Below are 24,737 nucleotides of genomic sequence, written 5' to 3'. Positions count from 1 at the left end.
TCGCCCTGGCAGGCTACGGGCATGGCCGCGCCGACACCGGTGCTTCCCGCACCCGTCGCGGCGCCGCCGCCACCGGACGACACCCGCCCCCGGCCCCCCTGGGGGCGGCTCGAGCTCTGGGTCGGCCTGCTCGTCGTCGCCGCGTGCTGCGCGTTCATCATCGTGCAGCTCGACCCCCGGCTCCTGCTCCGCAACACGACACCGGCCGGCGGCGACACCGGCGCCCACGTCTGGTGGCCGGCCTACCTGCGTGACCACCTGCTGCCGTGGCGGGTGTCCGGCTGGTCCCCGGACTTCTACGACGGCTTCCCGGCCGGGCAGTTCTACTTCCCGCTGCCGGCGATCCTCATCGTCGGGCTGAACGCCGTCATCCCGTACAACGTCGCCTTCAAGCTGATCACCGCGCTCGGACCCGTCCTCCTCCCCGTCGGCGCGTACGTGTTCGCCCGGGGGCTGCGCGCCCCCAACCCGGCGCCGGCCGGGCTGGCCGTGGCCGCCACCGGGTTCCTCTTCTTCAACGGCGACCCCGGCACCTCGGCGTTCGACCACAACACGGTCGCGTTCGACCAGCACATCATGGGCGGGAACCTGGCCAGCAACCTCGCCGGCGAGTTCTCGTACACGCTCGCCCTGGCGCTGGCCCTCTGCTTCCTCGGCGCGTTGGCGTGGTCGCTGCGCACCGGGCGCGGCCTCTGGCTGCCGGCGGTGCTGCTGGCCGGGACGGCCATGAGCCACCTCGTCGTGGCCGTGTTCGCCGTCGTCGGCGCCGTCGTGGTGGTGGCGGGGTCGCGGCCCCGGCCGGCCGTCTCGCGCCGGACCGTGGCGTCGGTGGGGGCGGCGCTGGTCGTGGCGGTGGCGGCGCTGCTCCTCGTCACCACGCACCCCACGAGCATCGTGTGGGCGGTGCTGGTCCTCGTGGGCGTGGCCGTCGCGCTGGTCGGGTTCTGGCCCCGCGACACCCTGCTGCGGGCGCTCGCCGCCGGCGGGGTCGGGGCCCTCCTGACCGCGGTGTGGAGCGTGCCGCTCGTCGCCACCCTCCAGTACACGACCGACATGCGGTACGGCGCCATCACCCAGTACGGCGACTTCCTCTTTCCTTGGTCCTACCTGTGGGGCGTCCGCGGGGTCCTGCCCTGGCAGTGGGGGGCGGCCGCGCTGCTGACCGTCGCCGTCGTGGGCGGGATCGTCGGGCGGCGCCGCTCGACGCTGGTGCTCGTGACCCTCACCGCGCTCACGGGGCTGCTGTTCCGGGTCTGGGCGAGCGTCCAGGTGGCCCCGGCCTGGAACCTGCGGGTCCTCCCGTTCTGGTACCTGTGCGTGTTCCTGCTCATGGGCCTCGGCGTCGCCGAGCTCGTGCGGGGCGCGGCGTGGCTGGCCCGACGGGCGTGGGCCGTCGGCGAGCAGACGCGCGCCCCGGCCCCGCCCACCGGCGACGGCCCCGCGCCGGCGGCGCGGCCGCCCCGGCTCACCGTCGGGCGGGTCAGCACCGGCACGGCGGCGCTGCTCACCGTCGTGCTCGCGGTCGGCGCGCTCGTGAACCTCGACCGGTCGAAGGACTTCCTGCCCTTCTGGATCAAGTGGAACGAGAGCGGCTACCAGGACCGGAAGGGCCAGGGGCCGGGCCTGAAGAAGGCGTACCCGGAGTACCGGCGGCTCGTCGACACCGTCAGCCGGCTCCCCGCCGGCCGCACGATCTTCGAGGGCGGGACGGGCCTCGACCGCTACGGGACGCCGCTGGCGCTCATGCTGCTCCCGTACTGGACCGACAGTCGCTTCCCGTCCACCGAGGGCCTCTACTACGAGTCGTCCGCGACCACGCCCTACGTCTTCATGGCGCTCGCCACCCTCGACGCCCCCGGCAACGCGTCGAACCCGGTGCGCGGCGTCCCCTACCGCACGTTCGCGAGCTTCGGCCTCGGCGTGCGGTACCTCCAGCTCCTCGGCATCCGCTACTTCATCGCCCACTCCGAGGCCTCCCGGCACGCCGCCGCCACCGACCCCCGCCTGCGGCTCGTGGCCACGAGCCGCACCGGCCGGGACGGGATCGCGCCCGACACCTGGGGGATCTACGAGGTCGCGGCCGCGCCCACGGTCGCCGCCGTCGCCGACCAGCCCGTCGTCGTCGACCCGCTCTCGGGCGCCGAGCGGGCCCGCTGCCGGCAGCGGCTCGTCGCCGCCGGCATCCAGGCCGGGTCGGTGCGCCTCCACGAGTGGCAGGACTGCGTCGCGGTGCCGTGGTTCAACGACGCCGCCGCCCTCGGCCGGCCCCTCGTGGCCAGCGGCCCCGCCTCCTGGCCGCGCGCCCAGCCCACCGCCGCCCGCCTCCGCGCCCCTCGGCCGCTGCCGCCGGTGGCGATCACCCGCATCCGCCACGACCGGACGAGCGTGTCGTTCCACGTGTCGCGCACGGGCGTCCCGGTCGTGGTGAAGACCTCGTTCTTCCCGAACTGGCAGGTGAGCGGCGCCGCCGGCCCCTACCGGTCGACGCCGAACTTCATGGTCGTGGTGCCGACCGGCCACGACGTCCGGCTCACCTACGGGACGACCGGCGCCGAGTGGATCGGCCGGCTCCTCACCCTCCTCGGGCTGGCCGGGGTCGGCGTCCTCGCGTGGGCGGGCCGACGGCGCCGCCGCGAGGGCCCGATAGGTTGACCGCCGCGTGAGCTCACCCCCGGCGTCCCTCGACGCCATCTTCAAGGCCTACGACATCCGCGGCGTCTACCCGGACCAGCTCGACGAGTCGGTCGCCCGCCTCGTCGGGGGTGCCTTCGTCAGCTTCACGGGGGCGTCGCGGGTGCTCGTCGGTCGCGACGCCCGCCCGTCGTCCGAGCCGCTCGTGGCCGCGTTCACCGACGGGACGACCGCCGCCGGCGCCGACGTCGTCGACCTCGGGCTGGCGTCCACCGACCTCGTGTACTTCGCCTCCGGCCACCTCGACGCCCCGGCGGCGATGTTCACCGCCAGCCACAACCCGTCCCAGTACAACGGCATCAAGCTGTGCCGCGCCGGCGCGGCACCGGTCGGCGCCGAGACCGGCCTCGCCACGCTCGAGGCGACGGTCGCCGCCGGCGGCGTCGAGCCCGCGGCGCGGCGGGGCCGGGTCGAGCACCGCGACCTCCTCCCCGAGTTCGTGGCCCACGTCCGGTCCTTCGTCGACGTGGACACACTGCGAGGGCAGCGCGTCGTCGCCGACACCGCCAACGGCGTCGGCGGGCTCGTCGTCCCCGCCGTGTTCGCCGGCCTGCCCGTCGACCTCGAGATGCTCTTCGGGGAGCTCGACGGGACCTTCCCGAACCACCCCGCCGACCCGATCCAGCCCGAGAACCTCGTCGACCTCCAGCGCGCGGTGCGAGCGCGCGGCGCCGACGCCGGGCTGGCCTTCGACGGCGACGCCGACCGTGTCTTCCTCGTCGACGAGCTGGCCCAGCCGCTGTCCGGCTCGCTCACCACCGCGATCGTCGCCGCCTCGACCCTCCGACGCCTCCCCGCCGACGCCAGCGATGCCGACCGCACCATCGTCCACAACCTCATCTGCTCGAAGGCCGTCCCCGAGATCGTCCGCGAGCTCGGCGGCATCCCCGTGCGGACCCGGGTCGGGCACTCGTTCATCAAGCAGGTCATGGCCGACACCGGGGCGATCTTCGGCGGCGAGCACTCGGGCCACTACTACTTCCGAGCCAACTTCCGAGCCGACTCCGGCATCATCGCCGCCCTCGTCGTCCTCGAGGCCCTGGCCCGGGCCGGCGTGCCCCTCTCGGAGCTCCGTCGGCCGTACGAGCGCTACGTCCAGTCGGGGGAGATCAACCGGCGGGTCGCCGACCCGCCCGCGGTGCTCGAGCGGGTCGCGGCCGCCCACGCCGACGCGACCCAGGACCGCCTCGACGGGCTGACCGTCGACCACGGCGACTGGTGGTTCAACCTCCGACCGAGCAACACCGAGCCGCTCCTGCGCCTCAACCTCGAGGCCGCCGACGACGCCTCCTGCCGGCAGCACGTCGCCGAGGTCCTCACGCTCGTCGGCGGCGAGGCAGACTGACCCGGTGACCCTCGACCCCAAGCTCTTGGAGATCCTCGCCTGCCCCGAGGACAAGGGACCGCTGCTGTACTTCCCCGACGAGTCGTCCCTCTACAACCCCCGCCTGCAGCGCCGGTACGCGGTGCGCGACGACATCCCGATCATGCTGATCGACGAGGCCGAGACCGTCGACGGAGCCGAGCACCAGCGGCTCCTCGCCAAGGCCGAGGCCGAGGGCATTCAGCCGACGTTCGAGGCCTAGGCCGGGTGGCGACCGACTCGCTCGGGTTCCTCGACGCCGTGCGCGGACTCCCCGAGCAGCTGGCCGCCGCGCACGAGCACGCGGCGGTCGCGCTCGACCGGGCCGCGCTCCCGAGACCCGGCGACGTCGACCACGTCGCCGTCCTCGGGATGGGCGGGTCCGGCATCGCCGGCGACGTGCTGCGCGCGGTGGGGTCGTCGCTGCCCGTCCCCGTCATCGTCCTCAAGCAGCTGCGCACCCCCGCGTACATCGGGCCCCGGACGCTCGCGGTGGCGCTGTCGTACTCGGGGGACACCGAGGAGACCGTCTCGATGGCCCGCGGCGCCCTCGACGCTCGCGCCCACCTCGTGGCGGTGAGCGTCGGCGGGGAGCTCGCCGCCCTGGCCGCCGAGCGCGGCGCCGTCCACGTCCCGTGCGCGCCCGGGCTGGCCATGCCCCGGGCCGCGATCGGTGCCCTCGTCGCGCCCCTCTTCATGACGCTCTTCCGCGTCGGTCTGTTCCCCGAGAGCCACGCCCTCCTCGTGCAGGCCCAGGCCCAGCTGAGCCGGCGGCGCGACCAGTGCGACGCCCGCACCCCCGCGCCGGCCAACCCGGCGCGCGAGCTCGCCCGCCGCATCGGCCGCAGCGTGCCGCTCGTGTACGGAGGGGGCGCGCTCGGCGCCGTCGCCGCCTACCGGTGGAAGTGCGACATCAACGAGAACGCCAAGAGCCCCGCCTTCTGGGCCGCGTACCCCGAGCTCACCCACAACGAGGTCTGCGGCTGGGGCCAGCACGGCGACGTCACCCGCCAGCTCCTCACCCTGATCTCGCTGCGGCACGGCTTCGAGCACGACCGGCTGTCGGCCCGCATCGACCGCACCACCGAGCTCATCGAGGAGGCGCTGCTCCAGGTCATCGAGGTCGGCGCCGAGGGCGAGGGCCGCCTGGCCGAGCTCCTCGACCTCATGTACCTGGGAGACTGGGTGTCCTGCTACCTCGCCCTCGACAACGACGTCGACCCCGGTCCCATCGACGCGATCACGCAGCTGAAGACCGCGCTCGCCGTCGGCGCCCAGTAAACTGGACGCCGGTCGGGCTCCTCGGAGCTGTCATCCGGTGATCCGGGCCGACTCCCCGATACGCCAGGCGCGTCGACGCGCGCCGCTCAACGACGGAGGAGTCGCATGACCACCACCGCGCCCAGCAGCACGTCCACCGACCGGCCCGACTTCAAGGTCGCCGACCTGTCGCTGGCCGAGTTCGGCCGCAAGGAGATCACCCTCGCCGAGCACGAGATGCCCGGCCTCATGGCCATGCGCGACCGCTACGCCGAGACGCGGCCGCTCGCGGGCGCCCGGATCACGGGCTCGCTCCACATGACCGTCCAGACCGCGGTGCTCATCGAGACCCTCCTCGCCCTCGGCGCCGAGGTCCGGTGGGCGTCGTGCAACATCTTCTCCACCCAGGACCACGCCGCGGCCGCGATCGCCGCCCGGGGCGTGCCCGTGTTCGCGTGGAAGGGCGAGACGCTCGAGGAGTACTGGTGGTGCACGGAGCAGGCGCTGCGCTGGCCCGCCGACCGGGCCGCAGGTCCCAACCTCATCCTCGACGACGGCGGTGACGCCACCCTCGTCGTGCACCGAGGCGTCGAGTACGAGCGGGCCGGCGCCGTCCCGGACGCCGCCCCCGGTGACCCCGAGGAGTGGCGCGTCGTGCTCGCCATGCTGCGGCGCGTCCGCGACGACGACGACCGCTGCTGGCACACGATCGCCGACGGCGTGCAGGGGGTGACGGAGGAGACCACGACGGGTGTCCACCGCCTCTACCAGATGCAGGAGTCGGGCGCGTTGCTCTTCCCGGCCATCAACGTGAACGACTCGGTGACGAAGTCGAAGTTCGACAACCTGTACGGCTGTCGCCACTCGCTCGTCGACGGCATCTGCCGGGCGACCGACGTCATGCTCGCCGGCAAGGTCGCGGTCATCTGCGGCTACGGCGACGTCGGCAAGGGCTGCGCCCAGTCGCTCCGCGGCCAGGGTGCCCGCGTCGTCGTCACCGAGATCGACCCCATCTGCGCGCTGCAGGCGGCGATGGAGGGCTACGAGGTGCTGCGCGTCGAGGACGTCGTCGACACTGCGGATCTCTTCGTCACCGCCACCGGCAACACGAGCATCCTCACCGCCGAGCACCTGGCCCGGATGAAGCACAACGCGATCGTCGGCAACATCGGCCATTTCGACAACGAGATCGACATGGCCGGGCTCGCGGCCGTCCCCGGCATCGAGCGGGTCAACATCAAGCCGCAGGTCGACGCCTGGCGGTTCCCCGACGGGCACGCCGTCATCGTGCTCGCCGAGGGCCGGCTCCTGAACCTCGGCTGCGCGACCGGGCACCCGAGCTTCGTGATGTCGAACAGCTTCACGAACCAGGTGCTGGCGCAGCTCGAGCTGTTCACCCACGCCGACTTCTACGAGCGGAAGGTGTACACGCTGCCGAAGCACCTCGACGAGGAGGTGGCGCGGCTGCACCTCGACAAGCTCGGTGTGCGGCTCACGACCCTCAGCGAGGACCAGGCCCGCTACCTGGGCGTTCCCGTCGCCGGCCCCTACAAGCCCGACCACTACCGGTACTGACGGCGCCGTCGTACACTCCGGGGAGCGGACCCCAGCCGGCACAACGGGGAGGCGCCGATGGACGTGATCGTCCGCGGGAGCAACGTCCCGTCATCCCTTCGGACCGCGGCGCAACGCAAGCTCGGGCGTCTCGAGCGCATGGCTCGAGACGTCTCGCGCGCCGAGGTCGACTTCTCCGAGGAGCACAACCCCCGGATCCAGCGGCGGCACCGGTGCGCGGTCATCGTGCACCGGCGGCGAGAGCTGGTCCGGGCCCGTGCCGCGGCCATGGCCCCGGAGGCGGCGCTCGACCTGGTGGTGGACAAGCTGCGCCACCAGGTCACGCGCGACAAGAACCGCTAGGGGCCGCCCGAGCCGACGCGGGCGAGGGCGGCGCGCCACCGCGCCGCGAGATCGAGCACGGCGCGGTCGAGGTGACCGGGGTATCGGCGCGCGAGCGCGCCGAGCACCCGACAGGCGTCGGGGGTGGGATCGCCGGGGCACGAGCGCAGCGCGCGCAGCGGGTCGCGCTGATGCGACACCCGGAACAGCGTGAAGCTCGTCGTGTCGACGCGACGGAACGTCGGCGTCCCGAACAGCGCGTCGGCGTAGACGAGCGTGCGCTGGACCGGGCCCCGCGGGAAGGCGTCGTCGGTGAACGTGTAGTCGAGGCCCGCGCCCGGGTCGCGGCGGAGCGCCACGAGGTCCACCCGGTCGTAGACGTTGTGGAGGACCGCCACCGCGAACGCTCGGGGGTCGTGCTCCTTCGACAGCCGGATCAGGAAGTCGGTCCGGTCGTTCACGTTCGCGGCCGGCGTCGTGTTGCCCTGCGTGTCCCACCAGTTGAAGACGTACACGGGAAGGAAGGCCGGGAGCTCGCTGAGGTCGGTGAGCACGACCCGGTTGGCCACGGGCTCGCCGGCGGCGTGGCGGAAGTCGCGGAGCAACGCCGCGGGCTCCGCCGCGCTGCGCTGCTCGTCGACGTAGGGGATGGTCCGGACCGCGGTCTGGGCCAGGCTGAACCCCAGGATCGCCGCCGCCAGCCCGGCGCCGGCGGTGACGCCGCCCCGCCCGAGCCGCGCTCGGAGCGCCTCGTTCGATCGGGCGAGCTGCCACAGGTGGACGGCGCCGAGGCCGGCGCCGGCCCCGAGGATGAAGTCGACGATCTCGTTGCCCTCGAACGAGAGCAGCGGGGCGTTCGCCAGCACGCCCACGTAGTCGGCGACGTAGTAGACGAGCGCGGCCGCCAGCAGCCCCACCAGCGACAGGGACACCGGTGACCGACGGGCGGTGAGGACCAGGTAGGCGAGCCCGAACAGCATCACGATCCCGATCACGTCGAAGGTGAGGAAGCGGAACCGCAGGTCGATGAAGTCGGAGATGTAGTAGCGGTTCGTGTTCGACTGGTAGCCGTCGCGGACGATCGAGACCAGGAGCGGCAGCCAGTACGGCGCGCTGAGCGCCGCCGTCCCGCCGAGCACGAGACCGGCCGCCCGCGGGTGGCGCGGTGGGAGCTCGAGCCCCCGGGCGGCGGCGGGACGCCGGAGCGCCGCGGTCACGACCAGCATGAGTGCCCCGATGACGAACGGGAAGTAGTAGGTGCAGAACAGCGCGGCGCCGATCACGGCCGCGGCGACGAGCTCACGCCGCGAGCGGGCCGCCCGGCCGACGCCGAGGACGCCCCACAGCCACCACGGCACGAAGAGCGCGACGCCGAGCCAGGCCATCGGCCGGTACCAGGCCTGGAGGAGGAGGGCCCCGCCGACGACCGCCGCGACCCCGGCGGTCGGTCCGACCACCCGCCGCCACAGGGGCCAGCTGAGAACCGGGACGAGGAACGCCGTCGCCAGGACGTCGACCTTCAGCATCTTCCAGGGCGCGATCGACAGCAGCGCGGCCAGGCGGCCGAGGATCCAGAACGTGAGCGGCGGGTACGAGTCCGGCAGGCCCTTGTAGGCGAAGTCCACCCAGCCCCAGTTGTTGGCGTACTTCGTGATGAGCGCGGTGCGATGGCTCTGGTCGAGCACGGCGCCGAGGGGCGCGAAGTCGTTCGCGCTCAGGATGAGCGCGGCGCCGAGCATCACGGCCGCGCCGACGACGATCGAGACGAGGATCCCCTTCGTCGCGCGCGAGACCGGCGCGCGGACCACGACGAGCACGACGACGGTGCACACCACCAGCCACAGTCGAGCGGCGACGTCGACGGTGGGGTCGCCGCTCTGGGCGTGCGGCGTGGCGGCGAGCAGGATCGCGCCGAGCGCGGCGACGACGGCGACCACCCCCGCCGCGAACGAGCGCTGCTCCCCGCGCCCGAGCGGCTCGCCGGCGACCAGGGAGCCCACGCGGTGAGCATAGGGAGTGCCGCTCGACGCCCGCCGCGCGCCGCGGATCGTGATCGGGCGACCCGCCGGTACACTCGGCGCCGGTATGGGACTCTTCGAACGGCTGTTGCACGCCGGCGAGGGCCGCAAGCTCAAGGCGCTGGAGTCGGTCGTGCCCGAGGTCGGCGCGTTCGAGCCCGAGATGGAGCGCCGCACCGACGACGAGCTGCGGGGCCTCACCGCCGAGCTGCGCGGGCGCCTCGATCGGGCCGGCGACGCCGTCACCGAGCGCGAGGCGCGCCTCGACGCGCTCGACGACCTGCTCCCGGAAGCCTTCGCGGTGGTCCGTGAGGCCGCCCGCCGCACCCTCGGCCAGCGCCACTTCGACGTCCAGCTGATGGGCGGCGCGGCCTTGCACTTCGGCTGGGTGTCTGAGATGAAGACTGGCGAGGGCAAGACGCTCGTGGCGACGCTGCCGGTGTACCTGAACGCCCTGGCCGGCTACGGCGCGCACGTCGTGACGGTGAACGACTACCTGGCCCGCCGCGACGCCGAGTGGATGGGCCAGATCTACCGGGCCCTCGGCCTCGACGTCGGCATCGTCATCCCCGAGATCTTCGACTACGGCGCCAAGCGGACCGCCTACCAAGCCGACCTCACGTACGGGACGAACAACGAGTTCGGGTTCGACTACCTGCGCGACAACATGGCCGCGTCCGGGGAGGACCAGGTCCAGCGCGGCCACTTCTTCGCCATCGTGGACGAGGTCGACTCGATCCTCGTCGACGAGGCAAGGACTCCGCTGATCATCTCGGGCCCGGCCGACGACGCGCAGCAGCTCTACTACCAGTTCGCACGCATCGTCCGGGGTCTCCAGGCCGAGCGCGACTACGAGGTCGACGAGGCGAAGCGAACCGTCGTCCCCACCGAGGAAGGCGTCGGGCGAGTCGAAGCCGCCCTCGGCGTGCCGAACCTCTACGAGCACGTCAACCAGAACTTCGTCCACCAGCTGCAGGCCGCCCTGCGCGCGAAGGAGCTGTTCAAGCGGGACGTCGACTACGTCGTCCAGCAGGGCGAGGTGAAGATCGTCGACGAGTTCACGGGACGCATCCTCGAGGGTCGCCGCTGGAGCGAGGGGCTCCACCAGGCCGTCGAGGCCAAGGAGGGGGTGCGGATCAAAGAGGAGAACCAGACCCTCGCCACGATCACCCTCCAGAACTACTTCCGTCTCTACGACAAGCTCGCCGGGATGACCGGCACGGCCGCGACCGAGGCCGGGGAGTTCGCCCACACCTACGGCCTCGAGGTCGTCACGATCCCGACGAACATGCCCATGGTCCGGGCCGACCACGCCGACCTGATCTACAAGTCGGAGGCCGCGAAGTTCGAGGCGCTCGCGGACGACATCCAGGAGCGTCACGACCGCGAGCAGCCCGTGCTCGTCGGCACGATCTCGGTCGAGAAGTCGGAGCGGCTGTCGCGGACGTTGGAGCGCCGTGGCATCCCACACGCCGTGCTCAACGCCAAGCAGCACGAGAAGGAGGCTCACGTCGTGGCCCAGGCCGGGCGGCCGGGGGCGGTGACGGTGGCGACGAACATGGCCGGCCGGGGCGTGGACATCCTGTTGGGGGGCAACCCGGACGGGCTGGCCCGGCGGGACCTGCTCGCCGACGGCGCCAGCCCCGAGGAGACGCCGGCGCGCCTGGCCGAGCTCGCGGCGCGCTACGCCGAGGAGTGCGGGCACGACGGCGACCGCGTGCGGGAGCTCGGCGGCCTCTACGTGCTCGGCACCGAGCGTCACGAGAGCCGACGGATCGACAACCAGCTGCGAGGCCGGTCCGGGCGCCAGGGCGACCCCGGCGAGAGCCGCTTCTACCTGTCGCTCGAGGACGACCTCATGCGGCTCTTCGCGACCGGGGCCATGAGCTGGGTCATGGACCGCGCCTTCCCGGACGACATGCCGCTCGAGGCGAAGATGGTCACGAAGGCTATCGAGCGGGCCCAGCGCACGGTCGAGGACCGCAACTTCGAGATCCGCAAGGACGTCCTCAAGTACGACGAGGTGATGAACGAGCAGCGCAAGGTCATCTACCAGCGTCGCCAGCAGATCCTCGACGGCGACGACCTGCGCGACGACACCTTCGCGGCGATCGAGGAGATCGTCGAGGGGCTGATCGCCAGCTACTGCCCGGGCGAGTTCCCCGAGGACTGGGACCTCACCGAGTTCTTCCGCAACCTGCAGCTGACGCTGCCGACCGACGTCACGCGTGAGGCGCTCGACGAGTGCCTGCACGTCGACCAGCTCCGCGAGCTCGTGCTCGGCGAGGCGCTGGCGAAGTACGAGGCGAAGGAGCAGGCGATCGGCAAGGAGACCCTCCGCGAGATCGAGCGGCGGGTGATGCTGTCGGTCATCGACCAGCGCTGGCGCGAGCACCTCTACGAGATGGACTACCTGCGCGAGGGGATCAACCTGCGTGCTATGGGCCAACGCGACCCGCTCGCCGAGTGGCAGCGTGAGGGCTACGACATGTTCGAGGCCATGATGGCGATGATCCAGGAGGACTTCGTCCGCTACGTGACGCATCTGCAGGTCATCACCGAGGAGGCCCCTCGGCCCGTCGCGGCCAACCTGCAGTACAGCGCCCCGGAGGACCCGGTGCAGGGCGCGCAGGCTCTCACCGCCGCGCTCGCCGCCCCGACGCCCGAGCCGATCGAGGCCGCGGCGCCGGCGCTGCCGGCCGAGCCCGAGGCGCTCGACCCCTACGACCCTGAACTGCAGCAGGAGCCGGTGCGGGTCGAGAAGACGCCGGGCCGCAACGAGCCGTGCTTCTGCGGCAGCGGCAAGAAGTACAAGCTCTGCCACGGGCGCTGACTGGCCGTCTCGGCCGACCCCGGCCCCGCCATGCGCGACTTCTCTGACGAGCTCGCCGACCTCCAGCGTCGCATCGGCGACGCCCGGCGCTACCTGCGGGTCGACGCGGCCCGGGACCGCGCCGCCGAGCTCGAGGGCCAAGCCGCCGACCCGGGCCTGTGGGACGACCCGGATCGGGCCCGGCGGCTGCTCGGCGACCTGGCCCGAGCCCGTGAGGACGTGACGCTCGTCGAGGGGCTCGAGCGGCGCCTCTCCGACCTCGAGACGCTCCACGGGCTCGGCCGCGAGGAGGGCGACGCCTCGGTCGAGCCGGAGATCGCGGCCGAGAGCCAGGCCCTCGGCCAGGAGCTCGACCGACTCGAGCTGCGGGCGCTGTTCACCGGCGACCACGACGAGCGGGACGCCATCTGCGACGTGCACTCCGGCGCCGGCGGGACGGACGCCCAGGACTGGACCCAGATGCTCTTCCGCATGCTCACGCGCTGGGCCGAGCGGCGCGGCTTCGAGGTCGAGGTCGACGACGTCCAGCCGGGCACCGAGGCTGGGATCAGCTCGGCCACGTTCACCGTGAAGGGCCGGTACGCCTACGGCATGCTGCAAGGCGAGCGCGGGGTGCACCGTCTCATCCGGATCTCGCCCTTCGACGCCAACGCGCGCCGCCAGACCGCGTTCGCGTCGCTCGACTGCGTGCCGGACCTCGAGGCGGCCGAGGAGCCCGAGATCGACCCGGGCGACCTGCGCGTCGACACCTACCGCTCGTCCGGCGCCGGCGGCCAGCACGTCAACGTCACCGACTCCGCGGTTCGGATCACGCACCTCCCCACCGGGATCGTCGTGTCCTGCCAGAACGAGCGGTCACAGGCTCAGAACAAGGCCCGGGCGATGCAGATCCTGGCCGCTCGCCTGGCCGAGCGGCAGCGGCAGGAGCGCGAGGCCGAGCTGGTCCGCCTCTCGGGCGAGAAGCGCGACGTCGCCTTCGGGAACCAGATCCGCACGTACACGCTGGCGCCGTACCGCCTCGTCAAGGACGAGCGGACCCGCCACGAGACCGGCAACGTCGACGCGGTGCTCGACGGCGACCTCGACGGGTTCATCGAGTCCTGGCTCCAGTGGCGCCGCGCCCAGCGCACCTAGACCGGCGCGGCCGCTCGGACGCCTTGTCGAGTCTCGCCGAGGCCGCCCTGCTACCCTCAGTTCGTCCCTGACGCCCCCCACCCGGGACCTCGTTCGCTGCATGATCCGCTTCGAGAACGTCGACAAGGTCTACAAGGGCAACATCACCGCGCTCCGTGACATCTCCGTCGACGTGAGCAAGGGCGAGTTCCTGTTCCTCGTCGGCCCGTCGGGCTCGGGCAAGTCCACGTTCCTGCGCCTGCTGCTCCGCGAGGAGTACCCGACCGCGGGCCGCATCGTGGTCGCGGGCCGAGACATCTCGCGACTCTCGCACTGGAAGGTCCCGCAGCTGCGCCGCAACATCGGGTGCATCTTCCAGGACTTCAAGCTCCTGCCGACCCGAACCGTGTACGAGAACGTCGCCTTCGCGATGGAGGTCATCGGGCGGCCCCGACACGTGATCCGGACCCAGGTGCCCCAGGTCCTCGACCTCGTGGGCCTGGCCAAGAAGGCGGGTCGCTTCCCGAACGAGCTGTCCGGTGGCGAGCAGCAGCGGGTCTCGATCGCGCGGGCCTTCGTCAACCGGCCGCTGATCCTGCTCGCCGATGAGCCGACCGGGAACGTCGACCCGGCCACGACGGTCGGCATCATGCGCATCCTGGACCGGATCAACCGCACCGGCACGACCGTCGTCATGGCCACGCACGACCAGCGCATCGTCGACGCCATGCGCCGCCGCGTGGTCGAGCTCGACCACGGGATGATGATGCGCGACGACACCCGGGGCGTCTACGGCGTCGGGAGCTGAGCGATGCTGAGCCGGATCGCCTACTTCGGTCGCGAGACCCTCGTGTCGCTGCGCCGCAACCTGCTGATGACGGTGGCCGGCGTGCTCACCGTGGCCGTGTCGCTCGCCCTCTTCGGCGGGATCATGCTGCTCGGGAAGTGGGTCGACCACGGCACCACGAGCATCAAGGGCGGCGTGCGGCTCGAGATCTTCATGACCGTGGACGCCACCGGCCGCCAGATCGACGACGTGCGGTCGACGCTGAGGAGCGACACCGCGGTGAAGTCGTTCGCGTTCCTGGACAAGAAGGCGGCGCTGGCCGAGTTCAAGCGGATCTTCCGCAAGGACCCGGACCTGACGAGGAACGTCGACGCCAGCGCGCTGCCGACCTCGTTCCGGATCGTGCCCAGACGCGCCGAGCTCACGAACAGCATCCAACGGCGCTACCAGACCGTGCCGGGGGTCGATACGGTCGAGAGCCCGCAGCAGGCGCTGCGGGGGCTCCTCGACGCCACGAACACGGCCAAGCTCATCTTCTTCGGCCTGTCGCTCGTCCTGCTCGCGTCCTCGCTGTTCCTGATCGTCAACACGATCCGCCTGGCGACGTTCGCGCGGCGACGCGAGATCGAGGTCATGAAGCTGGTCGGCGCGTCGAACTGGTTCGTCCGCATCCCGTTCATGGCCGAGGGCCTCATCCAGGGGATCATCGGGGCCGGCCTCGCGGTCGGCGTCGTGGCGTCCCTGAAGGTGGGCTTCGACCACTGGTTCTCGAGCCCCACCGGGTTCTTCCGCGAGTTCTACGTCACCACCTGGGACGCCAGCTCCATCGCCCTCATCGTGCTCGGGCTCGGCGTCGTGATCGGCCTGATCGGCTCCGCCATCGGGCTCGGGCGCTTCCTGCGGGTCTGAGCGGGCCGGGCGGCTTCAGCCCGGCGCCCGCCGGGCCGATCCAAGGCTCGGGTCCCGGCGCCCCGCCGGGGTCCCTGTTGCCACTGTGACCAGTGTTGTTTAGCCTGGCGGTCTCCATGCGTGCTCGGGCCCTGCTCCTCGTCGCGGTCGCCGCCGTCCTCGGCGCGCCCAGCCTGGCGGGGGCCCAGACCGGCGGCGGCAACCAGACCCAGGCGCTCCAGAACCAGATCACCGAGGCGTCGACGGCGGAGATCCAGGCCCTCGCGGCGCTGCAGTCCATCCGCGACCAGCACGCCGTGCTCGACGCCCGGGTCGCCGAGCTGCAGACCCAGCTGGCGGCCGCCCAAGCCAAGCTCGACCCGCTCCAGGCCACCGCCGACCGGATCACGGCCCAGTACAACGCGGTCGACACCCAGGAGCGCCAGACCCAGCTCCAGCTCGACCAGGCGCAGCGGGCCCTGAACGCCTCGGCGGCGTCGCTGCTGATCTCGGCCCGCACCGGCGACGGCTACGACTCGATCCAGGTCGCGGCACCGGCCGACCTCACTGCCGGCCAGCACTACCTGCACTGGATCGCCCAGCTCCGCAAGGGGCTCGTCGAGCGGGTCCGGTCCCTCCGCGACCAGATCGACAGCGAGCGACGCGCCTTCGCGGCCGTGAAGGCCCAGGCGGACGGGCTCGCGCACCAGGCCCAGGCGGCACGGGACCAGATCGCGGGCCTCGTCGCCCAGCTCCAGCCGGCGCAGACCCAGGCCGCGCAGCAGCAGGCGGCCGAGCAGCAGGCGGTCGCCTCCATCCAGGCCCGCAAGGGCGAGTTCGAGGTGGAGCTGAACTCGCTGCAGGGCGCGTCCGACTCGATCGGGGCGGCGCTCCGCCGCAGCAACCTGCCCGGCTCGGTCGGCCACTGCGACGCCCGGCCCGTGCCCGGCCCGATCATCAGCGGGTTCGGGCCTCGGGTCGACCCGATCAGCGGCGCCCGCGGCTTCCACCCCGGCGACGACCTCCAGGCCACCTACGGCACGCCGATCCACGCCTGTCGAGCCGGGGTTGTCGTCATCGCCAGCCCCCAGGGCGGGTACGGCAACGCGGTCGTCATCGACGACGGCGGCGGCATGGGGACCCTCTACGGGCACCAGTCACGCCTGGCCGTCACCGCGGGCCAGCACGTGAACGCCGGCGACGTGATCGGCTACGTCGGCAGCACCGGCTACTCGACCGGCCCGCACCTGCACTTCGAGGTGCGGCTCAGCGGCAACCCGGTCGACCCGACCAGCTACCTCTCCTGACCGACTACTTGTCGGGCTGGGGCGTCACCCGCAGGTAGGGCTTCAGCGTCTTCCAGCCCTTCGGGAACTTGGCCTTGGCGTCCTCGTCGGAGATCGCGGGAGCGATGATGACGTCCTCGCCCTGCTTCCAGTCGCTCGGCGTGGACACGCTGTAGTTCGCCGTCAGCTGCAGCGAGTCGATCACGCGGAGGATCTCGTCGAAGTTGCGCCCCGTGCTCTGCGGGTAGGTGATGATGAGCTTCACCTTCTTGTCCGGCCCGATGATGAAGACCGAGCGCACGGTGACGTTCTCGGCCATGTTCGGGTGGATCATGTCGTAGAGCTCGGCCACCTTGCGGTCCGGGTCGGCGACGAGCGGGAAGTTCAGCGCGTGCCCCTGGGTCTCGGCGATGTCGCCGGCCCAACCCCGATGCGACTCGAGCGGGTCGACCGACAGCCCGACCACCTTCACGTTCCGCTTGTCGAACTCCGGCTTCAGCGCCGCCACCCGGCCGAGCTCGGTCGTGCACACCGGCGTGAAGTCCTTCGGGTGCGAGAAGAGCACCCCCCAGCTGTTCCCGAGATAGTCGTAGAAGTTGAGGGTGCCCTCGGTGGTCTCGGCGGTGAAGTTCGGGGCCTCGTCCCCCAAGCGAAGAGCCATCTCGGTACCTCCCTGTGCGTCGTAGGCTGCGCCGTCCTCAGCATAGGCGCGCCGCCGGAAAAGTCGATTGGAGAGGTCGGGATTTCAGGGTCGGGCCCGGTGGCGCCGCCTCGCCGTCGACCTGACCCCGCTGCGCCGCTCCCGGGACTTCCGGCTCCTGTGGCTCGGGGACCTCGTCTCCGAGGCCGGCTCCCAGGTGGCGCTGGTGGCGCTCTTCGTCCAGGTCTTCGCCCTCACCGGCTCGACCGCCGCGGTCGGGGCGGTCGGCGCCGCGCAGCTGGTCCCGCTGGCCGGCGCCGCGCTCCTCGGCGGCCCGATCATCGACCGCTTCGATCGGCGCCGGCTCCTCCTCGTCGCCCAGTGCGGCCAGCTCGGCGCCTCCGGCCTCCTGCTCGTGGGCGCGCTCGCCGGCCACCCGCCGCTCGCCCTCGTGTACACCGGTGCCGGCCTCGTCGCCGGGTTCGCCGGCTTCTCGCTGTCCACGCGCGCCTCGATGACCCCCAACCTCGTGGCCCGCGAGCAGCTGCCGTCGGCGCTGTCGCTGAACCAGGTGATGTGGAACACCTGTCTCATCGTCGGCCCCGCGCTCGGCGGGGTGCTCATCGACCAGCTCGGGCTGTCGGTCGCCTACGGGGTCGACGTCGTCAGCTTCGGCGCCACGATCGCGGCCTGCACGCTCATGCGTCCGCAGCGTCCGCCCGCGGCCGGCGCCCGGGCCGGGCCGCTCCTGGCCGGCGCGTGGGCCGAGCTCACCGGGGCCTTCCGCTTCCTCGCTGGGAAGCGGGTGCTGCAGGCGACGTTCTACGTCGACCTCGTGGCCATGGTCTTCGGTATGCCGCGGGCCCTGTTCCCGGTGCTGGCGGTCACCCGCTTCGGGGGCGGCTCCGAGACCGTCGGGCTGCTGTTCTCGGCGGTCGCCGCCGGCGGCCTGGTCGGCGCCCTCACCGCGGGCTGGGTCCGGCACGTGCGGCGGCAGGGCCTGGCCGTGCTCTGGGCGGTGACGGTCTGGGGGCTCGGCATCGTCGCCTTCGGCGTCAGCGGCGACCACCTCGGGCTGGCGTTGGGCTGCCTCGCGGTGGCCGGTGGCGCCGACATCGTGTCGGCGGTCTTTCGCGGCACCGTGCTCCAGGTCAACGCGCCCGACGACCTGCGCGGCCGCCTGTCGGGCGTCCACACGCTGGTCGTCATCGGCGGCCCCCGGATCGGCGACGTCGAGGCCGGGCTCGTCGCGTCGGCCTTCACGCCGACGGTCTCGGTCGTGTCCGGCGGCGTCGCGTGCATCGTCGGCGTCGGGCTCCTGGCCGCGGCCGTGCCCCAGTTCGCCCGATATCGCACCGACGCGGACTGAACGCGGTGTTGACGGCGAGGGCCGTGGGCGAGCAGCGTGGCTCCGTGGTCGGATACTCCGGTACGCCGCTGGCGCGAAAGCTCGGGATCCGTCCCGGGCAGTGCGTCGCGGTGGTCGCGGCGCCGAACGGCTTCGCCGAGACGCTGCACCTGCCGCCGGGGGCGCGGCTGCGCACCCAGGCCCGGGGCCGGCTCGACGTCGTCGTGTTCTTCGTCACCCGGCGGGCCGAGCTCGCCCGCCGGTTCCCGGTCCTGCACCGCGGCCTCGAGGCCCACGGCGGGCTGTGGATCGCCTGGCCGAAGCGGACCTCGGGGGTCGCGACCGACCTCACCGAGAACTCGGTGCGCGAGGTCGGGCTCCGCGACGGTCTCGTCGACAACAAGGTGGCGGCGATCGACGGCACCTGGTCCGGGCTCCGCTTCGTCTACCGCGTCGCCGACCGCCCCCGCTGATGTGCGGGCGCTTCGTCGTCGCGTCGTCGCCGACGCTGCTCGCGGAGCGGTTCCACGTCGACGACGTCAACGCCGACGGGCACACACCCGACTACAACGTGGCGCCTCGCGAGAACGTGCTCGCCGTCCGCGAGCGCGACAGCGGCGACGCGACCCGACGGGTGCTGTCCCGGCTGCGGTGGGGGCTCGTCCCCCCGGGCGCGAAGGACCCGTCCGTCGGCGACCGGATGATCAACGCCCGTGCCGAGACGCTCGCCACCCGGCACCGCCGCGCCTTCGCGAAGCGCCGCTGCATCATCCCGGCCGACGGCTTCTACGAGTGGCGTCGCCTCGAGCCGGCGCCGCCGTCCTCGCGGCCGCAGAAGGAGCCGGTGTTCATCCACCGGCGCGACGGCGAGCCGCTGGCGTTCGCGGGTCTCTGGTCGGTGTGGCGGGTGCCGGACGAGCTCGCCGGCGCGGTGGGGGACGAGGACGGCTGGCTCCGCTCGTGCGCCATCGTCACCACCGGCGCCAACCGGCTCGTCGCGCCGATCCACGACCGCATGCCCGTCCTGCTGCCCGAGGAGGCCTGGGGCGCCTGGCTCGCGCCGCGACCGGCCGACGAGGACCGCCTCGAGGCGCTCGAGCGTCTGCTCGTGCCCGCGCCCGACGACGGGCTCGAGGCCTACACGGTGTCGAGCCGCGTGAACCGCGTCGTCGACAAGGACGCCGACCTCGTGCGGCCCGTCGACCCGATGGCCGTCCCGTAGGCTCGCCCGCCGTGCCGCTGCTCGCGCCCGACGCCTACCGCGCCGCCATTCGCGACGAGGCCGACGCGCTCGTCGCCGCGGCCGAGCGGGCCGGCGTCGACGCGTCGGTCCCCTCGTGCCCGGACTGGGACGTGGGGGCGCTGCTCGGCCACATGGGCCGCGTGCACCGATGGGCGGCCACCTGCGTCGAGGCGACCGAGCCGGTGTCGCCGGCCGGGCTCCCGAAGCCCCCGAGCGGCGACCAGCTGCCAGCGTGGGTCCGCGCCGGCGCGGCGCGCCTCGTCGAGGTCCTCGACCGGCCCGCCAGCGACCCGGCCTGGACGTGGGCGCCCGACCGGACGGTCGGCTTCTGGCAGCGCCGCCAGGCCCACGAGACCGCCATCCATCGGGTCGACGCCGAGCTGGCGGCGGGGCCGCCGACGCCCGTGCCGGCCGCGCTCGCGGCCGACGGCATCGACGAGTGGCTGGCGCTGCTCGCCTTCCGACCCGGGGCCGAGCCCCCGTCTGGCGACGGCGAGACGCTGCACCTGCACTGCACCGACGAAGCGGGCGAGTGGCTCGTCACCCTCACCGAGGCCGGCCCCGCCATCGAGCGGCGTCACGCCAAGGGCGACGTCGCCGTGCGCGGCCCGGCGTCCGATCTGCTCCTCGTCCTCCTGCGCCGGTTCGAGCCCGAGCGCGTCGAGGTCCTCGGGACCCGATCGGTCCTCGACGGCTTCCTCGCCCACGCCGCGTTCTGAGCGTTCAGGAGCCGGTCACCGCCGGTTCGGCGCCCGGCCGCCTCGGCCCGCTACGTTGCCCGTGTGCACGTCATCACCGCTCTCGTCGTCGGGCTCGTCGTCGCGCAGGCGGCGATCCTCGCCACCACCGTCTACCTCCACCGGGGCCTCGCGCACCGGGCGATCACGCTCCACCCGGTGGCCACGGGGGCGCTCCGCTTCTTCATCTGGATCACCACCGGGATGAAGCCGCGCGAGTGGGCCGCGGTCCATCGCCGCCACCACTCGTCCACCGACACCGCCGATGACCCCCACTCGCCGGCCGTGCTCGGCTTCTGGCGGGTGCAGCTCGCGAACGCCGCCCTCTACCGGCGCACCGCCCGCGACGGGGTGACGGTCTCCCGGTACGCCCGCGACCTGCCGGCCGACGTCCTCGACCGGTGGCTCTTCGACCGGGCCTGGCTCGGGCTCGGGATCGGGGTCACCATCCTCTGCCTGCTGCTGGGCTGGCCGACGGGCCTCCTCGCCGCCGGCGTCCACCTGGTCAGCTACCTCGGCCTGTCCGGATCGATCAACGCCGTCGGCCACACGGTCGGGCGGCGGCCCCACCCGAACTCGGCCACGAACGGCCGGCTGCTCGCCCTCATCACCGCGGGGGAGGGCCTGCACAACAACCACCACGCCGCGCCGACGTCAGCCCGGTTCGCGCGGGCACGCGGCGACCTGGACCCCGGCTGGTGGGCGGTCCGCGCGCTCGCATCGCTGCGCCTGGCCCGCATCCGTCACCGCAGCCTGCCCGCGCGCGCCACCTGACCGGCCCCGGTCCGGGTCAGTCGGCCGGGCTCGCGCCCGGGGCCAGCTCGCGCAGCGCATCGCGCAGGTGGTCAGCGCCGAGACCCAGGATGGCGGGCGCCGGCGTGGTGACCCCGTTGGCGGCGTAGCGGGCCAGGTGCTCGCGGCACTCGGCGGCCGAGCCGTGGACGAGGAGCTCGTCGACGAGCGACTCGGGGATGGCCTCGATCGCGGCGGCCCGGTCCCCGGCTCGCCAGGCCTGCCACATCGGCTCGAGCTGCTCGCCGCGACCCAGCCACTGGTGGAAGGCGGCGTAGACGGGCACGTTCAGGTAGGCGGCGATGGCCCGCCGGCCGACGAGACGCACGAGCTCCCGGTCCTCGGTCGGCAGCACGAAGATCCGGGCCACGATCTCCTTGTCGGCGCCGACGTGCGGGACGACGGTCTTCACGTCCTCAGCCGAGAGCCAGTTGATGATGGCGCCGTCGCCCTCGCGCCCAGCCAGGCGGAGCATGCCCGGCCGCAGCGCGGCGACGAGGATGGGAGGCATCTCGGCCACCGGCGTCTCGAGGCGGAAGCCCCGCACCGCGAACGTCTCGTACTCGGCGGTGACCTTCTCGCCGGGGAGCGCGGCGCGCAGGAACCGAATCGTGTCCCGCACCCGGTGGTAGGGCTTCTCGAAGGGGATCGCGTTCCACCGCTCGACGATCACGTCCGACGACGTCCCGAGCCCGAGCGCGAACCGCCCCGGTGCGGCGTCGCACATCGCCGCCACCGACTGGGCCAGCGTCGCCGCGCCCCGCGTGTACACGGGCACGATCGCGGTGCCGAGGCGCAGCTGTGGCGTCCACGCCGCCGCCAGGACGAGCGGCGTGAACGCGTCGGTCGCGCCGGCCTCGGCCGACCACACGTCGGTGTACCCGAGCCCGGCGATCTCCTCGTACCAGTGCCGGTGGTCGTGGAGCGGGATGCCGGGCAGGGGGACGGTGACGCCGTACCGGGCGGGGACAGTCATCGGCGCACCTCCGGGGGTCAGGTCACGGTCGCGGGCTCGGGATCAGGATCGGCGCCGCCCTCGCGGCGCCGGCGGCGGACGATCGTCGACTGGCTGGCGGTGGCGAGCAGCGTGCCGTCCTCCGCCCAGAGGTGGACGACGCCGTGACCGAAGCCGTCGGCAACCGCCTGCACGCGCACGTCGGCGAGGACCCACTCGGTCGGGTGACGGTGCGAGGGGCGCACGATGCGGAGGGTGTTGTCGAGGCTGTTGCTCGACGTCGGGTGCCCGAGGGCCTGGCCGATGCCGAACGGCACGTAGTCGGCGACGACCGCCAGCGCCGCGCCGGTCGCCGGGATCCCCGGGAGGCGGGCCCACAGCGCGCTGCGGCCGTCGCCGGGCGTGCCGTCCAGAGCCTCGAGGGGCCGGGCGTTGGCGAGCCGCATCTCCAGGCGCTCGGCGATCGTGCCGCGATGGTGGGGCGCGACGGGCCGCACCGGGCTCTCGGCGACCGGGGGGACGTCGGGTCGGACCGCCCACGACCCGGACCAGTCCAGGTGACGACGCCCGAGCGCGCCCACGACGGTGAAGATCTCACGCCCGTCGACGCGGGCCAGGACGCGGCCCTGCGACGACTGGTGCCCTCGCGCCGCCTCGACCACCTCGAGCTCGACGACGTCGGGCGGCCGCGCGAAGGCGAGGTACTGGGCGGTCGCCCAGACCAGCGGACGACCGGTGACTCGCTCGAGCACCTCGACCGAGGCGCCGAGCGCGGCCCCGCCGAAGAGCCCGCCCATGCCGGAGCACAGCGCGCGCACGACCGGGAGCCGCCACCGCCGGGGGTCGTCGGTCGGGACGAGGTCGTAGAACTCGAGCATGTCCACCGGCGGGCGACGCTAACCGGTCCGACGGCGGCGGCCCCCACCCTCGAGACGACGACACGGCCGGTCGCGATCGTCTGGAAGAATCCCACGATCCGGTCCGGAGGAAGGATTCGTGCTCCCGCGGCTCACGGCGCGGCTCGTCGAGCCGCGACGACGGGCGCGGTGACGCCGTGAGCGAGCCGGCGGTCGTGGTCGACGGCCTCGTCAAGCGGTTCGGGGGGTTCGCGGCGGTCGACGACGTCTCATTCACCGTGGAGCCCGGCGAGCTCTTCGGCTTCCTGGGGCCGAACGGCGCCGGCAAGACCACGACCATCTCGATCCTCTGCACGCTGCTCGAACCCACCGCCGGGATCGCTCGGGTCGCGGGCCGGGACGTCGTCCTCGAGCAGGCCGCGGTCCGCGCCAGCATCGGCCTCGTCTTCCAGGAGGTCACCCTCGACGACTACCTGACCGGGGCGGAGAACCTTCGCTTCCACGCCGTGCTCTACGGCGTGCCGCCCTCGGAGGTGCGGGAGCGGGCCCGACCCCTCCTCGACATGGTCGGGCTCAGCGAGCGCGCCGACCAGCAGGTGCGCTTCTACTCGGGCGGCATGAAGCGGCGGCTCGAGATCGCCCGCGGCCTCATGCACGCGCCTCGGGTCCTCTTCCTCGACGAGCCGACCATCGGGCTGGACCCCCAGACCCGCCAGCACATCTGGAGCTACGTGGACAGCCTCCGCCGACGCCAGTCGACCACCATGTTCCTCACCACGCACTACATGGACGAGGCCGAGCGCTGCGACCGGATCGCGATCATCGACCAGGGCCGGATCGTCGCCATCGACACCCCGGACGCGCTGAAGGCATCGATCGGGGCCGACACCGTCACCGTCGCCACGAGCGACGACGAGGCCGCGAGCCGGGCCCTCCGCGACGGCTTCGGCCTCGACGTCGAGACGACCGAGGAGGGCGTGCGCTTCCGGGTGCCCGACGGCGAGGGCTTCGTGCCGCGCATGTTCGAGCACCTGCGAGCCGGCGTGCGCAGCGTCAACGTCCGGCGGCCGAGCCTCGACGACGTGTTCATGGAGTACACGGGTCGCGAGCTCCGGGACGCCGACGCCGGCACGGCCGACCAGTTCCGGATGAACGCCATGGTGCGCGGGTTCCGGAGGACCTGAGTGGCCGACACCACCCTCTCGACGACCGTCCCCGCGCCGCTCGGGGTCCGCCGCGAGGGCGCCCTCGTGCGGAACCTGCGCGCCATCATCATGGTGTGGGTCCGCGACCTGATCCGGCTCAAGCGGACACCGACGCGGATCGTCACCGGCGTGGCCCAGCCGCTGCTGTTCCTCTTCGTCCTCGGCGCCGGTCTCCAGCACCTGATCGGCTCGCAACGCGCCGGCGGCGTCGACTACCAGCAGTACCTGTTCCCCGGCATCCTCGCCATGTCGGTGCTCACGTCGTCGCTGTTCTCGGCCATCGCCATCGTCTGGGACCGCGAGTTCGGGTTCATGCGCGAGATGCTGGTCGCGCCCGTGTCTCGTTCGTCGCTCGTCCTCGGCAAGGCGCTCGGCGGCGGCTCGGTGGCGGTCGTGCAGGGCCTGATCCTCGTCGTGGCCGCGCCGGCGGTCGGCGTCGACCTGACCGTCGGGCGCTTCTTCTCGATGGTCGGCTTCCTGCTCCTGCTCGCCTTCGCCCTCACCGCGTTCGGCATCGTCGTGGCCAGCCGCATGCAGCGCATGGAGAGCTTCCAGATGGTCATGGCGCTCGTGCTGCAGCCGATGCTCTTCCTCTCGGGGGCGATCTTCCCCCTCGTCGCCCTGCCCGCGTGGCTCGGCGTCGTGACCCGGCTGAACCCCGCGACGTACGGCGTCGACGCCATCCGAAGGGTGCTGCTGCCTGGAATCGCGCCGCTCACGATCTTCAGCTGGACCGTGCCGCTGTGGGCCGACGCGCTCCTCACCGTGACCTTCGGCACGCTGATGCTGGCGCTGGCCGTGCGCCTCTTCTCCCGCACCGAGTAG

General features: G+C 72.9%; 22 protein-coding genes. 18 read left to right on the top strand and 4 right to left on the bottom strand.

The window, feature by feature from the left end; genetic code table 11:
• The first annotated feature begins 21 nt into the window (after nt 1-21).
• From VG869_00220 to raiA, 6 genes are all read left to right on the top strand, one after another.
• Nucleotides 22-2,652 carry a hypothetical protein gene (locus VG869_00220; protein HEV3449602.1) on the top strand — a complete coding sequence of 877 codons (2,631 nt, stop codon included), beginning with the start codon at nt 22-24 and terminating at the stop codon, nt 2,650-2,652.
• A 7-nt stretch (nt 2,653-2,659) separates the two neighbouring features.
• Nucleotides 2,660-4,036, top strand: coding sequence for a phosphomannomutase/phosphoglucomutase (gene manB / locus VG869_00215; GenBank protein ID HEV3449601.1), 1,377 nt, complete (start codon nt 2,660-2,662; stop codon nt 4,034-4,036).
• Between the two features lie 4 nt (nt 4,037-4,040).
• Nucleotides 4,041-4,277 carry a Trm112 family protein gene (locus VG869_00210; protein HEV3449600.1) on the top strand — a complete coding sequence of 79 codons (237 nt, stop codon included), beginning with the start codon at nt 4,041-4,043 and terminating at the stop codon, nt 4,275-4,277.
• A gap of 5 nt (nt 4,278-4,282) precedes the next feature.
• Complete coding sequence (locus tag VG869_00205) at nt 4,283-5,335, top strand: bifunctional phosphoglucose/phosphomannose isomerase (protein HEV3449599.1); 1,053 nt, start codon at nt 4,283-4,285, stop codon at nt 5,333-5,335.
• A 105-nt stretch (nt 5,336-5,440) separates the two neighbouring features.
• Nucleotides 5,441-6,889, top strand: coding sequence for an adenosylhomocysteinase (gene ahcY, locus VG869_00200; GenBank protein ID HEV3449598.1), 1,449 nt, complete (start codon nt 5,441-5,443; stop codon nt 6,887-6,889).
• Between the two features lie 57 nt (nt 6,890-6,946).
• Complete coding sequence (gene raiA, locus VG869_00195) at nt 6,947-7,231, top strand: ribosome-associated translation inhibitor RaiA (GenBank protein HEV3449597.1); 285 nt, start codon at nt 6,947-6,949, stop codon at nt 7,229-7,231.
• Here raiA and VG869_00190 read toward each other — a convergent pair.
• Complete coding sequence (locus tag VG869_00190) at nt 7,228-9,210, bottom strand: arabinofuranosyltransferase (GenBank protein ID HEV3449596.1); 1,983 nt, start codon at nt 9,208-9,210, stop codon at nt 7,228-7,230. The genes raiA and VG869_00190 overlap by 4 nt on opposite strands.
• An 85-nt stretch (nt 9,211-9,295) precedes the next feature.
• Between VG869_00190 and secA the strand changes: the two genes are divergently transcribed.
• The 5 genes from secA (at nt 9,296) to VG869_00165 (ending at nt 16,156) form a co-directional block, all read left to right on the top strand.
• Nucleotides 9,296-12,061, top strand: a complete 2,766-nt coding sequence (gene secA, locus VG869_00185) for a preprotein translocase subunit SecA (GenBank protein ID HEV3449595.1) — start codon at nt 9,296-9,298, stop codon at nt 12,059-12,061.
• Between the two features lie 30 nt (nt 12,062-12,091).
• On the top strand, nt 12,092-13,195 hold the full coding sequence (prfB, locus tag VG869_00180; GenBank protein ID HEV3449594.1) for a peptide chain release factor 2: 1,104 nt from the start codon (nt 12,092-12,094) through the stop codon (nt 13,193-13,195).
• A 100-nt stretch (nt 13,196-13,295) separates the two neighbouring features.
• Nucleotides 13,296-13,982 (top strand): cell division ATP-binding protein FtsE, encoded by a 687-nt coding sequence (gene ftsE, locus VG869_00175; protein HEV3449593.1) that lies wholly within the window; start codon nt 13,296-13,298, stop codon nt 13,980-13,982.
• 3 nt (nt 13,983-13,985) lie between these two features.
• A complete protein-coding gene (locus VG869_00170) occupies nt 13,986-14,870 on the top strand; it encodes a permease-like cell division protein FtsX (GenBank protein HEV3449592.1) in 885 nt (294 codons plus the stop codon).
• A gap of 116 nt (nt 14,871-14,986) precedes the next feature.
• A complete protein-coding gene (locus VG869_00165; protein ID HEV3449591.1) occupies nt 14,987-16,156 on the top strand; it encodes a peptidoglycan DD-metalloendopeptidase family protein in 1,170 nt (389 codons plus the stop codon).
• 4 nt (nt 16,157-16,160) lie between these two features.
• On the opposite strand, the gene VG869_00160 is transcribed toward VG869_00165, so the two are convergent.
• On the bottom strand, nt 16,161-16,796 hold the full coding sequence (locus VG869_00160; protein ID HEV3449590.1) for a peroxiredoxin: 636 nt from the start codon (nt 16,794-16,796) through the stop codon (nt 16,161-16,163).
• Between the two features lie 67 nt (nt 16,797-16,863).
• Between VG869_00160 and VG869_00155 the strand changes: the two genes are divergently transcribed.
• From VG869_00155 to VG869_00135, 5 genes are all read left to right on the top strand, one after another.
• On the top strand, nt 16,864-18,144 hold the full coding sequence (locus VG869_00155) for an MFS transporter (protein ID HEV3449589.1): 1,281 nt from the start codon (nt 16,864-16,866) through the stop codon (nt 18,142-18,144).
• Nucleotides 18,145-18,167: 23 nt separating this feature from the next.
• On the top strand, nt 18,168-18,596 hold the full coding sequence (locus tag VG869_00150) for a DUF3052 domain-containing protein (GenBank protein HEV3449588.1): 429 nt from the start codon (nt 18,168-18,170) through the stop codon (nt 18,594-18,596).
• The gene (locus tag VG869_00145; GenBank protein ID HEV3449587.1) at nt 18,596-19,345 is read left to right on the top strand and encodes an SOS response-associated peptidase; all 750 of its coding nucleotides are present in this window, start codon (nt 18,596-18,598) and stop codon (nt 19,343-19,345) included. Before VG869_00150 ends, VG869_00145 begins: the two co-directional genes overlap by 1 nt.
• An 11-nt stretch (nt 19,346-19,356) precedes the next feature.
• A complete protein-coding gene (locus VG869_00140) occupies nt 19,357-20,085 on the top strand; it encodes a maleylpyruvate isomerase family mycothiol-dependent enzyme (GenBank protein ID HEV3449586.1) in 729 nt (242 codons plus the stop codon).
• A 63-nt stretch (nt 20,086-20,148) separates the two neighbouring features.
• The gene (locus VG869_00135; protein HEV3449585.1) at nt 20,149-20,877 is read left to right on the top strand and encodes a fatty acid desaturase; all 729 of its coding nucleotides are present in this window, start codon (nt 20,149-20,151) and stop codon (nt 20,875-20,877) included.
• A 16-nt stretch (nt 20,878-20,893) separates the two neighbouring features.
• On the opposite strand, the gene VG869_00130 is transcribed toward VG869_00135, so the two are convergent.
• Together VG869_00130 and VG869_00125 are read right to left on the bottom strand one after the other, a co-directional pair.
• Nucleotides 20,894-21,871: an LLM class F420-dependent oxidoreductase gene (locus tag VG869_00130; GenBank protein ID HEV3449584.1), complete on the bottom strand. Its 978-nt coding sequence runs from the start codon at nt 21,869-21,871 to the stop codon at nt 20,894-20,896.
• 17 nt (nt 21,872-21,888) lie between these two features.
• Entirely contained in the window at nt 21,889-22,728 is an 840-nt protein-coding gene (locus VG869_00125; GenBank protein ID HEV3449583.1) for a thioesterase family protein, read from the bottom strand.
• Nucleotides 22,729-22,904: 176 nt separating this feature from the next.
• Here VG869_00125 and VG869_00120 point away from each other — a divergent pair, with 176 nt between their 5' ends.
• Together VG869_00120 and VG869_00115 are read left to right on the top strand one after the other, a co-directional pair.
• Nucleotides 22,905-23,891 carry an ATP-binding cassette domain-containing protein gene (locus VG869_00120; GenBank protein ID HEV3449582.1) on the top strand — a complete coding sequence of 329 codons (987 nt, stop codon included), beginning with the start codon at nt 22,905-22,907 and terminating at the stop codon, nt 23,889-23,891.
• Nucleotides 23,892-24,737, top strand: coding sequence for an ABC transporter permease (locus VG869_00115; protein ID HEV3449581.1), 846 nt, complete (start codon nt 23,892-23,894; stop codon nt 24,735-24,737).

Source organism: Acidimicrobiia bacterium (assembly GCA_035948415.1).
Taxonomy (GTDB): domain Bacteria; phylum Actinomycetota; class Acidimicrobiia; order IMCC26256; family PALSA-555; genus PALSA-555.
This window is presented reverse-complemented; position numbering and strand designations above follow the sequence as displayed.